Annotated in this window: 15 protein-coding genes; 12 read left to right on the forward strand and 3 right to left on the reverse strand. The window is 32.9% G+C overall.

From position 1 onward, the window contains the following. Nucleotides 1-81: 81 nt before the first annotated feature. Nucleotides 82-381, reverse strand: coding sequence for a YerC/YecD family TrpR-related protein (locus IY230_RS03770; RefSeq protein WP_230852591.1), 300 nt, complete (start codon nucleotides 379-381; stop codon nucleotides 82-84). A 460-nt stretch (nucleotides 382-841) separates the two neighbouring features. Here IY230_RS03770 and ribA point away from each other — a divergent pair, with 460 nt between their 5' ends. Together ribA and IY230_RS03780 are read left to right on the forward strand one after the other, a co-directional pair. Beyond that, on the forward strand, nucleotides 842-2,032 hold the full coding sequence (ribA, locus tag IY230_RS03775) for a GTP cyclohydrolase II (protein WP_196369991.1): 1,191 nt from the start codon (nucleotides 842-844) through the stop codon (nucleotides 2,030-2,032). A gap of 68 nt (nucleotides 2,033-2,100) precedes the next feature. Then, complete coding sequence (locus IY230_RS03780) at nucleotides 2,101-3,819, forward strand: InlB B-repeat-containing protein (RefSeq protein WP_196369992.1); 1,719 nt, start codon at nucleotides 2,101-2,103, stop codon at nucleotides 3,817-3,819. Nucleotides 3,820-3,861: 42 nt separating this feature from the next. Here the strand turns inward: IY230_RS03780 and IY230_RS03785 are convergent, their stop codons facing one another. Both IY230_RS03785 and IY230_RS03790 read right to left on the reverse strand, forming a co-directional pair. After that, nucleotides 3,862-4,443 carry a uracil-DNA glycosylase family protein gene (locus IY230_RS03785; RefSeq protein WP_196369993.1) on the reverse strand — a complete coding sequence of 194 codons (582 nt, stop codon included), beginning with the start codon at nucleotides 4,441-4,443 and terminating at the stop codon, nucleotides 3,862-3,864. Between the two features lie 71 nt (nucleotides 4,444-4,514). Then, on the reverse strand, nucleotides 4,515-5,375 hold the full coding sequence (locus IY230_RS03790) for a hypothetical protein (RefSeq protein WP_196369994.1): 861 nt from the start codon (nucleotides 5,373-5,375) through the stop codon (nucleotides 4,515-4,517). 127 nt (nucleotides 5,376-5,502) lie between these two features. Here IY230_RS03790 and IY230_RS06695 point away from each other — a divergent pair, with 127 nt between their 5' ends. The 10 genes from IY230_RS06695 (at nucleotide 5,503) to IY230_RS03840 (ending at nucleotide 15,581) form a co-directional block, all read left to right on the forward strand. Continuing rightward, a complete protein-coding gene (locus IY230_RS06695; protein ID WP_196369995.1) occupies nucleotides 5,503-6,978 on the forward strand; it encodes an aminotransferase class I/II-fold pyridoxal phosphate-dependent enzyme in 1,476 nt (491 codons plus the stop codon). Continuing rightward, nucleotides 6,975-7,841, forward strand: a complete 867-nt coding sequence (gene speB, locus IY230_RS03800; protein ID WP_196369996.1) for an agmatinase — start codon at nucleotides 6,975-6,977, stop codon at nucleotides 7,839-7,841. The genes IY230_RS06695 and speB overlap by 4 nt, the downstream gene beginning before the upstream one ends. A gap of 101 nt (nucleotides 7,842-7,942) precedes the next feature. Continuing rightward, the gene (locus IY230_RS03805) at nucleotides 7,943-8,443 is read left to right on the forward strand and encodes a hypothetical protein (protein ID WP_196369997.1); all 501 of its coding nucleotides are present in this window, start codon (nucleotides 7,943-7,945) and stop codon (nucleotides 8,441-8,443) included. A 184-nt stretch (nucleotides 8,444-8,627) separates the two neighbouring features. Next, nucleotides 8,628-8,951, forward strand: a complete 324-nt coding sequence (locus IY230_RS03810) for a type II toxin-antitoxin system RelB/DinJ family antitoxin (protein ID WP_196369998.1) — start codon at nucleotides 8,628-8,630, stop codon at nucleotides 8,949-8,951. After that, on the forward strand, nucleotides 8,948-9,547 hold the full coding sequence (locus tag IY230_RS03815) for a Fic/DOC family protein (RefSeq protein WP_196369999.1): 600 nt from the start codon (nucleotides 8,948-8,950) through the stop codon (nucleotides 9,545-9,547). Before IY230_RS03810 ends, IY230_RS03815 begins: the two co-directional genes overlap by 4 nt. A gap of 155 nt (nucleotides 9,548-9,702) precedes the next feature. After that, nucleotides 9,703-10,788, forward strand: coding sequence for a pyruvate dehydrogenase (acetyl-transferring) E1 component subunit alpha (gene pdhA / locus IY230_RS03820; RefSeq protein ID WP_196370000.1), 1,086 nt, complete (start codon nucleotides 9,703-9,705; stop codon nucleotides 10,786-10,788). A gap of 1 nt (nucleotide 10,789) precedes the next feature. Further along, a complete protein-coding gene (locus IY230_RS03825; RefSeq protein ID WP_196370001.1) occupies nucleotides 10,790-11,773 on the forward strand; it encodes an alpha-ketoacid dehydrogenase subunit beta in 984 nt (327 codons plus the stop codon). A gap of 13 nt (nucleotides 11,774-11,786) precedes the next feature. Then, nucleotides 11,787-13,403: a 2-oxo acid dehydrogenase subunit E2 gene (locus IY230_RS03830; protein ID WP_196370002.1), complete on the forward strand. Its 1,617-nt coding sequence runs from the start codon at nucleotides 11,787-11,789 to the stop codon at nucleotides 13,401-13,403. Between the two features lie 15 nt (nucleotides 13,404-13,418). Continuing rightward, nucleotides 13,419-14,795, forward strand: coding sequence for a dihydrolipoyl dehydrogenase (lpdA, locus tag IY230_RS03835; protein WP_196370003.1), 1,377 nt, complete (start codon nucleotides 13,419-13,421; stop codon nucleotides 14,793-14,795). A gap of 147 nt (nucleotides 14,796-14,942) precedes the next feature. Continuing rightward, nucleotides 14,943-15,581: a YczE/YyaS/YitT family protein gene (locus tag IY230_RS03840; RefSeq protein WP_196370004.1), complete on the forward strand. Its 639-nt coding sequence runs from the start codon at nucleotides 14,943-14,945 to the stop codon at nucleotides 15,579-15,581. The last annotated feature ends 1 nt before the right edge of the window (nucleotide 15,582 follow it).

Below are 15,582 nucleotides of genomic sequence, written 5' to 3' on the forward strand. Positions count from 1 at the left end.
TAATGTTTAGTTTTATGTAAAACCTATTGTAACATAATTATGATAAGCGACTAATATTTTAACTTTACTTAGAGGTTTTACTTAAAACTTTTTATAACCACCCGTGCCATATCTGACACAAGTAGAAACTCTACTTAGAGTGGTAGAACTAATTTTAGTTTCCTCTGTGATTTGTTCGTAAGTTTTTCCTTCTATAAGGCGTTTTGTAGCTAATATTCTTTGTGACATAGCTTCGATTTCTTTCATGGTTAATAGATCCCTAAAAAAATTATAAGCATCCTCTAATGTTTCTAGTTTTAAAATACTTTCAAATAATAGATCATTTACATCACTTTTTAATTTAGATATACAAGACTCCTTTTTAAATAGATTATAGGTCAAAGACCGTGTGAATGTCTTTTACATCCACCATGTCCCTATTAAAAATGATACTTGAATCTCGCATAAAAAGCAATCTATCAGACACTTGTTTAGCGAAATTAAGGTCATGAGTAACTATAAGTATACCAATGTCTTCTTTTTTAAGATCTTTTATGATTTCTACTAGATCACCGATGAGCATCAACAAAAAAGGGTGGCAAGCAATTTTAGATAATTTCAAAAAGTATGCAGAAAGTTATAACTAACTCTTAAGTTCGGTGGTTTTGGTAAAACTTTTTAACTATGCTTTACTCAAATTTATGTAATATTTCCTACAATAAAATACACTTTATGTTAAACTTCTAGGTATAGAAGTATATTTTATATGAAATAGAAACTTACATTGTAAAATAAGTTACAAAACAAAAAAAGAGAAGATCCTATAAGAAAGTGACTTCTAATAAAGGGAGATGAATTTAACATGGAATTTAACACTGTACAATCCATCATTGAAGCAATCAAGATGAGTAAACCTGTCATTGTTGTAGATGATCATGATTTACAAAATACGGGGAGTTTAATTTTTAATGCAGAAAAATTAAACTTAAATAATATCAGTTTTTTAAAAGAGTATGGTGATAAATATATATATGTTGCTGCAAGTAAACAATATTATGAAGGTTTAAACATTGATCCAGTATATGAAGTAGTTGGGTCTATGCATGCTTTTAAAGATACTACTATTTCATTAACTGACACGCTTAAAGACGATCCATCCAATATTCTTGCAACCACCCAATCTGTATTAAATAAGAAAAAAGTTGAATACTTTAATAATGGTGTTGTATTCCCTTTGATTACAAGATTAGGTGGTACATTAAAAAGAGTTGCGCATCCTGAAGCTATCGTAGACTTGTCTGAACTAGCTAATCTTAAACCAGTTGGTGTGTTATCACTATTATTAAATAATGATAAACAACCAATGAAGATGGATGAGATTATAGAGTTTGCTACAAAACACGCACTACCAATCGTTTCTGTAGAATCCATTATTAGATACCGTCAAATGACAGAAAGTTTAATTAAAAAAGCAGCCGAGGCTAAACTTCCTACAAAACATGGTGAGTTTAGAATGGTTGGCTTTGAAAATGCCATTAATGGTGAACACCATGTTGCCTTAGTTAAAGGTGATATTAAACCTGGTGAAGAAGTATTAGTACGTGTACACTCTGAATGTTTAACAGGTGATGCTTTTGGTTCACTAAAATGTGATTGTGGTGAACAACTTCAAGCTGCCTTAGATAATATTGAAAAAGCAGGCAAAGGTGTACTACTTTATATGAGACAAGAAGGGCGTGGTATTGGTTTAATCAATAAGATTAAAGCATATCACTTACAAGATTTAGGTATGGATACTGTAGAAGCTAACATCGCATTAGGTTTTGAAGAAGACCTAAGAGATTACGGTATTGGTGCTCAAATTCTTAAAGATTTAGGTGTGGGTAAAATAAGATTAATGACGAATAACCCACTTAAAATATCTGGGTTATCTGGTTATGGCTTGGAGATTACTTCAAGAGAACCGATTATTTTAAACCATAATGAAAAAAACGAAGAGTATCTAAGAACTAAACAAAAGAAAATGGGTCATCTTCTAAAGTACAAAGATTAATTTAAAAATTTATATCATTAATGTTATAATAACTCATACATAAAACATAAGCGAGGGGCAATAACATTATGAACAAAAAATTTAAAACAAGCATTTTTGGTGTCTTTTTACTAACCATGGTGCTTTTTTTAATGGCATGTGATACGAATACGAATCCTAGTGATCACATAGATACTCCATTAAGTTACACATTAATGTTTGATTCGAATGGGGGATCAAGTATTGATAATAAAATATTTAAAGCAGGCGATAAGATAGAACTTGATTTAGCACCTCCAACTAAAGATGGCTACATCTTTATTGGATGGGAACTAAGTATGCCAACCATCATGCCGGCATATAATGTCACTTTAAAAGCAACTTGGGAACCAAATAGCTATTCGATTACATTTGATACCGAAGGCGGTAGTAGTATAGATCCACTAACACTTCCTTATTTAGAAGGGTTACCTGAAATAGAAGTGCCAACTAAAGAAGGTTATATTTTTGGTGGTTGGGATATTACATTACCAGATATGATGCCGTTAAACGGACTTAACGTCAAAGCAATCTGGACTAAAGCATCTTATACAGTAACATTTGATACAGGTGGTGGTAGCAAGATTGACCCTATAGTTCTAGCATATGAAGAAAACATCTATGCACCATTAGAACCTACAAAACCAGGTTATATATTTATAGGTTGGGATAAAGAACTTCCAGATACCATGCCTGCACATGATGTGCATCTTAAAGCAGTATGGGAAAGAATCATACTTGATTCTAATGACACACTTAGAGAAAACTTTGAATCACTTCAAGCAATTAAAGACAGTGGACAAAACTCTAGTGAATATATGGATTATGATTATATTGGAGAAACCTATGTACTTTGGGAACTGGTGAATGCACGTATTGACTTAGGAATGACTAAAGGTGGTAATGCCATAACTATTGGAGGTTTTGGTAATATCTATACTGATGCAGGTATGGGGCGCATTTATGCAGCACAAATCCATGACGGGATACAAAGTATATCTTTTGATGCAAGACTACCATTTTCACCTAAATCTACATACCCACAAGTTAATGGTAAAGATAAAGCAATCAATGTAGTTATTAAAGTGTTTATTAATGGTGAACTCATAGAATCCTTTAAATTTAAAGATGATGATGAAGCAAATAAAGGTACAACTTTTAGTATAGATAACCTAAACATCACAGGGACTTACAGTCTTTCTATTGAGGTAAGTAGTGGACACCGTTTAACACTTGATAATATTTTATGGATAACCAATAAATCAGGAGATATTTCAGAAACAGAACCTGTTTTGATTGATTTTGAATCTGCATCAAATGATTTTGATTACACAGAACAAGTAAGAAACATCGGTGGTATTGATTTTATGATGAAAGAAGTACATACACTAAATATGCATGGTGATAAAGAACTAGCATATATGGATAGTGAAGTACATGGTAATGTCGTTGCAAGATTCAGAGGGCTTAGTACACACTATATGAGTACTGAAAGTGCTTATATGTATAATGTGGAAGCATTTATCCATGTAGATACTTTATCCTTTGATGCAAGATTATTTGGATCAAATGGGTACTTTACATTTGAAAGTGTCATCAATGTCTATTATATGAATGATGAAACATCTACTTTTGAATTACTAGATACTGTATCCGGCCTAACAGAAGACTTTATGTATTATGAAATATTAATAGATAAATCAAATGTACAAATAAAAATTGAAGTACTTAATGGTACGGTCAATATCGATAACATCAAATTTAACTAACAACAAAAAACTCAAACTAAGGTTTGAGTTTTTTGTTGTAGCTTAAGTGTGAAGTATCTTTTGAATAAGGTGTCGTAAAACGGGTAGAACATCTATTTCAAACCAAGGGTTTTTATTTAACCAAAATAAGTTTAAAGGTGATGGATGTGGTAGGGGAAAATACTTTGGTAAATATTGATTATAAGATTTAACTGTTTGGGTCAGGTTTTGATTGAAATCTTTACCTAAATAATAACTTTGACTGTATTGCCCAATAAGAATTATTAGTTTTACATTGGGCATTAAACCAAGTAGTTTTGGATGCCACATTGATGCGAAGTCCTTCCTTGGAGGCTTATCACCAGACTTTGATTTACCTGGAAAATAAAAATCCATGGGCATTTGACCAAATAACTTGTTGTCATAGAATGTCTTTTCATCAACACCTAACCAACTTCTTAACTTTTTACCACTTTGATCCATCCAAAGCAAGTTTTTTTCTTGAGTCTTTATCCCTGGTGCTTGGCCAATGATCAGTATTTTGGTGGAACTACTTACATCAAATAAGGGTTTCCACCCTTTTGATGTAAATTCAGTTTGATCAGAGTGATTTATAATATCATTTCTAATAGTATCTATAGTCATAATTTACACCTTCTTATTATAAGTATACTCTATCATAAAAATAAAAAAGAAGATGGATGCATCCACCTTCTTTAAGATTGTTGTTCTTCTTTAGATATGAAAGGCATACCTTTTAATATGAAGTTTGAAGAGTTGATCTTATATGTATTTGTGAGATCGCCTTCAATTTTAACTGGGTTTGTAAAGTAAAGTTCACTTAAACCGTGAATGCCTACACCAAGTAAACTGACGATTGTCATATCCATCTTAATTTTAGAGAATACATTAATTTCTTCAGGAACAAAGAATGCACTATCCTTTTTAACAATCAAGTTAATAATGACGTTGTTTCGTTTGGTTGTTTCATTATATAGCAAGAATGCTCTACTATATGGATACCCCTTTGGAGGTACAAAGAAAAATCTTGTATCCTGTCTTTCAAAGTAAATTTGATTAAATGTGATCTTAGATATAAGTTTACCTTCAACAACCTTAAATGGTATTTTAAAGGAGAAGAATTTATAGTCGTTAATATTTGATGCAACGTGATCAATATCAGCATTTTGTTCAATCATGTGAAATACATAATCTTTTCTTTGGACATATCTTTCAACATATCTTTCTGATTCATTATAAATTAACATGCGGTCCATAAATTCAATGATGGAATAGTTACTAGAGTTAAATTGTAACTCTCTAAATAGTTCCGCACGACGGTTGACGTCATCATTAATTTGACTGACGGTTGTATTATGATGAAGGATTAATAAACTAAATAAAGTACTGGAACCAAAAGAACCAAATGCAATAATAATAGCCGCAATACGAATACCAATAACATCAATAGTTGATGCTAAATATTCATCAAAAACAAGTGATAAAATAGATAGTGTTAATACTAAAACACTAAACGCAATGACGATACTAAAAATAATAAGTTGTCTTCTTTTCATAACGTAACCCCCAGTAGATTATATTATACGACATTTACGAAAAATATGGTTATTAAATCTTTAAAAAGTTGAATAATATGGTATTATAAAATAACAAAATAATAATACAATAAGGGAGTGTGCATCAGTGGCAAAATTAGACCAAACCAAAACACCTTTTTACGACAAAATTAAAAGTTATGGACAGTCACATACTGTCGCATTAGACGTGCCTGGTCATAAACTAGGCAGAATTCAAAACGACTTTAGAGACTATGTTGGAGAACATCTATTTTTGTTAGATGCCAATGCTCCAAGAGGTTTAGATAATCTATCGAAACCTAAAGGCGTTATTAAGGAAGCACAAGTGCTAGCTGCTGATGCTTTTGGAGCAGACCATGCTTATTTTTTAATGAATGGTACCTCACAAGGTATTATGGCAATGATTATGACAGCTTGTCGTGCCAAAGAAAAGATTATTATACCTAGAAATGTCCATAAATCTGCGATTAATGGACTTATCCTATCAGGTGCTATGCCTATTTTTATGAAACCTTATATTGATAGTGAATTAGGAATTGCTAATGGGATTGATATTGAAGAGTTAAAAGAAACGATTGCAGAACATCCAGATGCTAAGGCAGTATTTGTGATTAACCTGACTTATTTTGGGGTAACTTCTAATTTAGAAGAAGTTGTAAAGATTGCACATGCGCATGACATGTTAGTGTTATGCGATGAAGCGCATGGTGCACACTTTAATTTTAATGATAAATTACCAATCAGTGCTATGGCTGCTGGTGCTGATATGTCAGCAGGAAGTATACATAAAACAGTAGGATCATTAACACAATCTTCTATCTTACTTATTAAAGGTAACCGTATAGAACCAAGTAGAGTTCAATCTACTTTAAATATCTTGCAATCAACATCACCTTCATCGCTATTTATGGCATCGATAGATGCATCTAGAAGCCATATCGCAGTGCATGGTAAAGAAGCATTAGATAAATTAATTCAAATGGCTCAAAAAACCAGAGATGAAATTAATCAGATACCTGGTTTAAAAGCTATTACTAAACAAGATATCATGAATAAAAAAGGCCATAATTATGATGAAACAAAAATTATGGTTAAAGTATCTGACTTAGGTATTACAGGATTTGAAGCATACAACATATTAAGTGATAAGTTTGGTATTCAAATGGAGTTAGCTGAAACCCATCTAATTTTAGCAGTCTTATCCATTGGTACAACCCAAAATGATTTTGATAGATTTGTTGTAGGGTTAAAAGGATTAACTGAATATAAAAAGGATGTTAAGATTGCACATAAGATTAGGTTTACATATCCAGATTCTTATACTAGACCACGTGAGGCATACCACGCACCTAAAAAATATGTAAAAATAGAAGATGCTTTAAATGAAGTAGCTGCAGAAAATATTATGGTGTATCCTCCAGGTATACCACTTGTAATACCAGGAGAAATTATTAATCAAGAAATATTAGATGATTTGGAATTTTATACAACACAAGGATCTACCATATTATCTGACACAGAAGATGGATATATTAAAGTAGTAGATAAAGACTTGTGGTTTAAATATGAGGGAGACTTATGAAATTAAGCAAAGTAGATTTATCATTTCAATCATGCACATCAAGCTATGATGAAGCAGATGTAGTTATTTATTCAGTACCTATGGATGCAACAACATCCTTTAGACCAGGTACACGTTTTGCAGGTAATGCAATACGTGTAGACTCATTTGGGGTAGAATGGTACTCACCTTACCGTGATGCAGACTTAAAAGATTTTAAGACTGTAGATACAGGAGATTTAGATTTACCAATCGGTGCAGTTGAAGATGCACTTGATATCGTATATGAAGCAACTAAGACAGTCATTAATGATGGTAAAAAACCAATGGTAATTGGTGGAGAACACTTAATTACCTATCCAGTATTAAAAGCACTACATGAAAAATATAATGACCTACACGTCATCCATTTAGATGCACATACTGATTTACGCGAAGAATTCTTTGGTAGAGAATTATCTCATGCAACATTTATGAGACAAGCTCATAAATTCTTAGGAAATCATAAAATATTCCAATTCGGTATTAGAAGTGGTGACAAGCATGAGTTTGAGTGGGCTAAGAAACACATCCACCAACAAAAGTTTGATTTTGAAGGTCTAGATAAGATTGTTGATCAAATCAAAGATAAACCTGTATATATTACAATCGACTTAGATGTACTAGATCCAGCAGTATTTCCTGGTACAGGTACCCCTGAACCAGGTGGTATGCAATATAAAGACTTATTATGGGCTTTTGACCAATTTGAAAAACTAAACCATATTGTAGGTGCTGATATTGTTGAGTTATCACCATATTTAGACCCAAGTGGTGCATCCAATGCAGTCGCTGCAAAATCTTTAAGAGAATTAATTTTAATACTTCATAAAAATAAAAAATAATTATTAAATGTCATACATGTTATATGAATAATTTCTTACACTTAAGTGCGCATATAATATACAATGAAATAAATATCTACTATTAAAGGGGGAGATAGGATATGAAAGCATTAAGTGAACGTAAAAAAATATATTGGGTTGTAGGCATATTTACTTTGATAATGTTTGTATTAATATGTTTACCAACCAAAAGTGAAAGAGATTATAGTACTGCAGTTTATAGATTAGAAAAGTATCTGGGTGATTTGACTGAGATTAATATACATCAAGCTTTATACAATGAAGACACTATGTACATCATATTTACAAGTAATAATATAGAAGAATTAACACCATATACTGCGGTTTCTGTTGCATCGTATAATTATCAAGGGGAAGATGCAGGGGGATTAATCATTATCAACTCAACATTCTTTTCTGTTACAACAAATAGATATTATAATGACAGTATTAGAATTCCAAATTGGTTAGTGGCAAACGGTATTAATCCTAGAATATTTATAGCTGCCGGACTTGCAATTATATCGATGTCATTAACATACGTATATATTCAAAAGAAAAGTAAGAATGACAATAAAAATGATTTAGAAAACACAAAATAACAATCAAATAATTTGTAGTAAAACAAGTCATCCCTATCTATGGGAGGGCTTGTTTTTATTATAACTAGATAAAAAATAGTGTATGAAATATCTAATTAAATATTAAGAGAAATAAAATAACATTTTAGAATGTTTTATAATTTATTTTGTAAAACAAATGTGTTACAATAGGGTAGGTGATAATATGAAAAAGAATGAATATATCAATGTAAGAATTGATGAAGATACAAAAACTAAGGCAGAAGAGATATTAAAAAACTTTAATTTAAGAATTTCTGATGCTATCAATATATTTTTACGACAAGTAGTACTAGAAGAAGGTATTCCTTTTGAAGTAAAACTGCCTCAATACGAGAAAGCATATAAAGAACTAGAAAAAGCAGTAGCTTATAATGCCTTTGGTGGAGGTATACCTAGTGATTATGCAAATAATATCTTAAAACTTTATGCTAAGAACCTTATAGATCTAGATACTGCAGTCTTTGCATTAAGTAGGAAAATACAATGAGTGATCCATATTTTTATAAAGGTACTAATACCCATGTAAATGTCATGGGTATAAGGGATAAAGCACTATTAAAGACTTATACAGCTAACCAATTTGGCCTTGCAATGCTAAATATCCTTAAAAATCCACCAAAAATGGAGAGTGCGTTTGATTTTTTAGAGTTGCATAAACTACTATTTGAGAATGTTTTTCCATGGGCTGGACAAATTAGAACTGTAAATATGACAACCTCAGAATTTATCTTAGGTGATGGTTTAGTTGAATTTGCAGACTTTAGAACAATTGAAAAAGAACTTAAACAAATAGATTTAAAATACCAAGGCTATCCATGGAAATTTGTAACAAAATCAGAGTTTATTGACCATTTATGTAAGTTTATAGTCGATCTTTGGGTGGTCCATCCACTTAGAGAAGGTAATACAAGAACTTTAATTGTGTATATGGACTTATTTGTTAGGAAATATGGCTACCAAATCGACTTAGAAGGGTTTGGTTTAGCAAGTAATGATTTACGTAATGGATTTGTGTGGGGCGCAATCGGAGAATTCTTGAACATTAAGACGATTTTAAATAAAATCATCGTTAAAGAGAATTAAAAAAGTTCATCAAATGTTGTATAAATACCAAAATGTGTGGAAGAAATACACAATCGGTTAACAGCGTAAGTTTTTTAAAAGCCTTTTTCAATGTGATTAGGCTTTTTTATTATATAATCAAGGTATGATAAAAACTTTTTAATTAGGAGGAAGTTATGATCGCAAAGAAATATGATGCTTCAAAAGATAAGCAATTTCAAATACTAGATCAAAACGGTAAAGTGGTAAACGAAAAGATGGAACCAAAATTACCGAAAGAGACATTGTTAAAAATGTATAAGACTGCAGTTTTAGGTCGTAATGCTGATATTAAAGCATTACAATACCAAAGACAAGGTCGTATGTTAACCTATGCACCAAACATGGGTCAAGAAGCAGCACAAATTGGTATGGCTGCTGCAATGGAACCACAAGACTGGAACTCACCAATGTATAGAGAGTTAAACACTTTACTATATCGTGGCGATAAACTAGAAAACGTGTTCTTATACTGGTATGGTAACGAAAGAGGTTCAATCAAACCTGAAGGCGTGAAAATCTTACCAACAAATATTATTATTGGTTCACAATCAAATATTGCTGCTGGTTTAGCAATGGCGTCAAAAATTAGAAAGACTAATGAAGTAACAGCATTCACAATCGGCGATGGTGGTACAGCGCATGGTGAATTCTATGAAGGATTAAACTTTGCTGCATCATTTAAAGCTCCAGTTGTTGCTGTTATTCAAAACAACCAATGGGCAATTTCAACACCAGTTAGAAAAGCTTCTAACTCAGAAACGCTTGCTCAAAAGGGTGTGGCATTCGGTATTCCTTACATCCAAGTCGATGGTAACGATATGTTAGCTATGTATGTTGCAAGTAAAGAAGCAATGGATCGTGCTAGAAAAGGTGAAGGTCCAACTTTAATTGAAGCATTTACATACCGCATGGGGCCACATACAACTTCTGATGACCCTTCAATCTATAGAACTAAAGAAGAAGAAAATGAATGGGCAAAGAAAGATCCAATTGCAAGATTTAAGACATACTTAATCAATAAAGGCTATTGGTCTGAAGAAGAAGATAAGAAATTAGAAGAAGAAGTTTTAGCAGAAATCAATGATACATTCAAGAAAGTTGAAAGTTATGGTGCAAATGTTGAATTAATCGAAATCTTCGAACATACATATGCAGAAATGACTCCTCAATTAAAAGAACAATACGAAGAACATAAAAAGTATATGGAAGGAGTAAAGTAATATGGCAATCATCACACTATTAGAAGCAATTAATCAAGCAATTGACCAAGCAATGGAAAAAGATGAGTCTATCGTTGTATTTGGTGAAGACGCTGGTTTTGAAGGTGGGGTATTCCGTGTCACAGCTGGCCTTCAAAAGAAATATGGTGAAACAAGAGTATTTGACACTCCAATTGCTGAATCTGCAATCGTAGGTTCTGCAGTAGGTATGGCAATTAACGGTCTTAAACCAATCGCTGAAATTCAATTTGACGGGTTTGTTTTCCCAGGTTATACAGATTTAGTTACACACGCTGCACGTATGCGTAACAGAAGCCGTGGACAATTTACTGTTCCAATGGTATTACGTTTACCACACGGTGGTGGTATCCGTGCATTAGAACACCACTCAGAGGCATTAGAAGTTTTATTTGGTTCAATTCCAGGTTTAAAAGTAGTAACACCTTCTACACCGTATGATGCAAAAGGTTTACTATTAGCTGCAATCAATGATCCAGATCCAGTAGTTTTCTTAGAACCTAAGAGAATATATAGAGCTGGTAAACAAGAAGTTCCTGCAGAAATGTATGAAATTCCAATTGGTAAAGCTAAAGTTGCTAAACAAGGTACAGATATGACTGTTGTTGCATGGGGTTCTATCGTACGTGAAGTTGAAAAAGCTGTTAAGTTAGTTGAAGCAGAAGGTATTTCTGTTGAAATTATCGACTTAAGAACTATTTCTCCAATTGATGAAGAAACTATTTTAAACTCTGTTAAGAAAACAGGTAAATTCATGGTTGTTACAGAAGCTGTTAAATCTTATGGTCCAGCTGCAGAACTTATTACAATGGTTAATGAAAAAGCATTCTTCCATTTAGAAGCTGCTCCAGTACGTTTTACAGGATTTGATATTACAGTACCTTTAGCTAGAGGCGAACATTATCACTTCCCACAACCTGAAAAGATTGCTGCCTACATTAGAAAATTAGCTAAAGCAAGACCATAAGGAGGTACGACATATGTATGAATTTAAATTTGCCGACATCGGCGAAGGTATCCATGAAGGTACCGTCTTACAATGGAATTTTAAAGTTGGAGATAAAGTAAAAGAAGGCGAAACGTTAGTAATTGTTGAAACAGACAAAGTGAACGCTGAATTACCATCTCCAGTTGATGGAACAATCGTTTCATTAGGTGCTAAAGAAGGTGAAGAAATTCACGTTGGGCAAGTTATTGTTACAATCGATGACGGCTCAGGTACACCTGCTGCTGCTCCAGCGCCTGCTCAAGCATCAGCTCCAACTCCAGCACCAGCTGCAGCACCTCAAGCTGCAAGTGCAGATATCTATGATTTTAAATTTGCTGACATCGGAGAAGGTATCCATGAAGGAACAATTCTACAATGGAACTTCAAAGTTGGTGATAAAGTAAAAGAAGGCGAAACATTAGTTGTTGTTGAAACAGATAAAGTTAACGCTGAATTACCATCACCAGTAGATGGAACAATTCTTAAATTAGGTAAAGCTGAAGGTGAAGTGATTCACGTAGGCGAAACAGTTGTATTAATTGGAGAAAAGGGTGCTACATTAGCACAAACTGCTCCAGCCGAAGCTCCAGTATCTGAACCTAAAAAGGGTGCAGGTGTTGTTGGTGAAATTGAAGTATCTGATGATATCATTGGTGGTTCTGAAGAAGTTCATGTAGTTGCAACTACTGGTAAAGTATTAGCATCTCCAGTTGCTCGTAAATTAGCAAGTGATTTAGGTGTTGATATTGCAACTATTAAAGGTAGTGGTGAACAAGGTAGAGTTATGAAAGATGATGTTCAAAACTCTAAAGCACCAGCTAACGCTCAAGCACCAGTTCAACAAGCACAAGCTCCAGCACAAGCATCTACTTCAGTTGCTCCAAGTTTTGCTGCTCAAGGTAAACCACAAGGTGATGTTGAAGTTGTTAAGATCACACGTTTACGTAAAGCAGTATCTAATGCAATGACACGTTCTAAATCTATTATTCCTGAAACAGTATTAATGGATGAAATTAATGTAGATGCATTAGTTAACTTTAGAAATGAAGCTAAAGGTTTAGCTGAATCTAAGGGTATTAAATTAACTTACATGTCATTTATTGCTAAAGCAGTATTAATTGCATTAAAAGAATTCCCAATGTTCAATGCATCATTTAACCATGATACAGATGAAGTGTATATTAAAAAATTCATTAACCTAGGTATGGCTGTTGATACACCAGACGGTTTAATTGTTCCAAACATCAAGAATGCAGATAGATTAAGTGTATTTGAACTTGCTACGCAAATTCGTACACTTGCTGATGATACAATTGCAAGAAAGATTTCAATGGATCAACAAACTGGTGGAACATTTACAATCACTAACTTTGGTTCAGCAGGTATTGCATTTGGAACACCTGTAATTAACTACCCAGAATTAGCAATCTTAGGTATTGGTAAGATTGATAGAAAACCTTGGGTTGTAGGCAATGAAATTAAGATTGCACATACATTACCATTATCATTAGCTGTTGATCATAGAATCATTGATGGTGCAGACGGTGGTAGATTCTTAATGAGAGTAAAAGAGTTATTAACGAACCCTACATTATTGTTATTAAGCTAAGAAAGGAACTCCAAAATGTCAAAAGAATATGAAATAATAATTGTTGGTGGAGGTCCCGGCGGTTACGTAGCTGCGATTAAAGCTGCACAATATGGTGCAAAAGTCGCACTTGTAGAAAAAGAGGTTGTTGGTGGTATTTGTTTAAACCACGGTTGTATTCCAACTAAAACATTCTTAAAATCTGCTAAAGTATTTAACACAGTTAAAAAATCAATGGACTATGGTGTATCTACATCAGGTGAAGTTGGTTTTGACTGGTCAAAAATTGTATCTAGAAAAGATGGCGTTGTTAAGCAATTAACTAATGGTGTCGCATTCTTATTAAAGAAAAATGGTGTAGACGTTTATAACGGATTTGGTGATATTAGATCAGCAAATGAAGTTGTCGTAAACGGCGAATCACTAAAAACTAAAAATGTTATTATCGCAACCGGTTCATCTGCTGTAGTGCCACCAATTCCTGGTGTTAAAGAAGCGTATGAAAAAGGTATTGTTGTAACAAGCCGTGAATTATTAAATGTTAAGAACTATCCAAAATCCATCGTTATCGTAGGTGGTGGTGTTATTGGTGTTGAGTTTGCAACAGTATTTAATTCATTTGGTTCTAAAGTAACTATCATTGAAATGATGGATGGTATCTTACCAACTATGGATGATGATATCCGTACAGCATATACTAAAACACTAAAACGTGACGGTATCGAAATTCTAACTAAAGCAGAAGTTAAAAAGGTTGATGACCATAAAGTAACTTATAGATTAGATGGTAAAGAAACTACTATTGAAGGTGACTTAATTTTAATGTCAGTTGGTACACGTGCAAATTCTAAAGGCTTAGAGCATTTAGGATTAGAAATGGACCGCGCAAACATTAAAACAAATGAATACCTACAAACCAATGTTCCTGGTGTTTACGCTATTGGAGACGTTAACGGTAAATTCATGTTAGCACACGTTGCAGAACATGAAGGTATCACAGCTGTTCAACATATCCTAAAAATAGGTCACGCTAAGATGAACTATGATCAAATCCCTTCAGCAATTTATGGTTTCCCAGAAATTGCAGCGATTGGCTTAACTGAAAGAGAAGCTAAAGCGAGAGGATTAGATTATAAAGTATCTAAAGTACCTATTGCTGCAATTGGTAAAGCTGTAGCAGATGGTGAAAAAGAAGGTTTTGTTAAATTAATCGTGGATAAAAAATACTTAGAAGTTCTTGGTGCACATATTTATGCATATAATGCTACAGAATTAATTTCTGAATATGCTGTTGCTATGACATCTGAGGCTACTGCACATGAAATCGCTCATGCAGTTCACCCACACCCAACACTTTCTGAATTAACTAAAGAAGCTGCACACGGTGCAATTGATAAAGCAATCCATATTTAATACTTAATATAATTTATAAAATAAAAACTTGGTGTATCCCTCATATTGTGGGGAAATCACCAAGTTTTATTTTTATGTTGGTATTTATATATTTTTTAGTATAATAGAATGTTAACAAAAAATAAAATACTATTTAAAGGAAGAACTATGAAATTATTTAAAAAAATTATGACGCATGTTGTTGGTTTCTCAATTATGACGTTTGCTGTATCACTTATTGTAAAAACCGAACAAGGTGCATTCCCTTATGATGCAATTAGCTACTATTTATCTGAATTAATTCCAAACGATTTCTTTACAATCGGTATGTCATCGATTCTATTTGGTCTTGTATGGGTTTTAATAAACTTTGCAATTATTAGAAAGCCTTATGTATTCTGGTCATTAATTATTGTATTTGGATTTGGATCATTAATGGATTTATGGTTTAAATATGTATTAATACACTATAGTGCAGCCGGCCATGATATGTGGTTTAATGCAGGTATGGCGTTTGTAGGATTAATCTTATTAGGATTTAGTTTATCCATTATTATTACAAACAAAACAATGCCACTTGCACCATCAGAAGTATTTTTAGTTCACTTGAAGAACTTCATTAAAAAGACATGGGTTGCAAAAGTTGCAATTGAAGCAGTCATGATTACAATTGCTGTTACATTAGCATTTATTGCAAATGACTTTATTCAAATCGGCTGGTTTACATTAGTATCAGCATTCTTATTAGGACCAATTATTGGTCAATTTGAAAAAGTGGTAGTACCTTTATTAGGCGATTTATCATAAT

This window comes from Acholeplasma laidlawii (assembly GCF_015709225.1).
In the GTDB taxonomy this organism is placed as follows: Bacteria; Bacillota_I; Bacilli_A; order Acholeplasmatales; family Acholeplasmataceae; genus Acholeplasma; species Acholeplasma laidlawii_A.

Excerpts from the sequence above, each read along its gene's own strand:
- IY230_RS03780 (WP_196369992.1), top strand. The coding sequence starts at position 2,101 with ATGAACAAAAAATTTAAAACAAGCATTTTTGGTGTCTTTTTACTAACC.
- IY230_RS03790 (WP_196369994.1), bottom strand. The coding sequence starts at position 5,375 with ATGAAAAGAAGACAACTTATTATTTTTAGTATCGTCATTGCGTTTAGT.
- pdhA (WP_196370000.1), top strand. The coding sequence starts at position 9,703 with ATGATCGCAAAGAAATATGATGCTTCAAAAGATAAGCAATTTCAAATA.
- IY230_RS03785 (WP_196369993.1), bottom strand. The coding sequence starts at position 4,443 with ATGACTATAGATACTATTAGAAATGATATTATAAATCACTCTGATCAA.
- IY230_RS03815 (WP_196369999.1), top strand. The coding sequence starts at position 8,948 with ATGAGTGATCCATATTTTTATAAAGGTACTAATACCCATGTAAATGTC.
- IY230_RS03840 (WP_196370004.1), top strand. The coding sequence starts at position 14,943 with ATGAAATTATTTAAAAAAATTATGACGCATGTTGTTGGTTTCTCAATT.
- ribA (WP_196369991.1), top strand. The coding sequence starts at position 842 with ATGGAATTTAACACTGTACAATCCATCATTGAAGCAATCAAGATGAGT.
- lpdA (WP_196370003.1), top strand. The coding sequence starts at position 13,419 with ATGTCAAAAGAATATGAAATAATAATTGTTGGTGGAGGTCCCGGCGGT.
- speB (WP_196369996.1), top strand. The coding sequence starts at position 6,975 with ATGAAATTAAGCAAAGTAGATTTATCATTTCAATCATGCACATCAAGC.
- IY230_RS03825 (WP_196370001.1), top strand. The coding sequence starts at position 10,790 with ATGGCAATCATCACACTATTAGAAGCAATTAATCAAGCAATTGACCAA.
- IY230_RS03830 (WP_196370002.1), top strand. The coding sequence starts at position 11,787 with ATGTATGAATTTAAATTTGCCGACATCGGCGAAGGTATCCATGAAGGT.
- IY230_RS03810 (WP_196369998.1), top strand. The coding sequence starts at position 8,628 with ATGAAAAAGAATGAATATATCAATGTAAGAATTGATGAAGATACAAAA.
- IY230_RS03805 (WP_196369997.1), top strand. The coding sequence starts at position 7,943 with ATGAAAGCATTAAGTGAACGTAAAAAAATATATTGGGTTGTAGGCATA.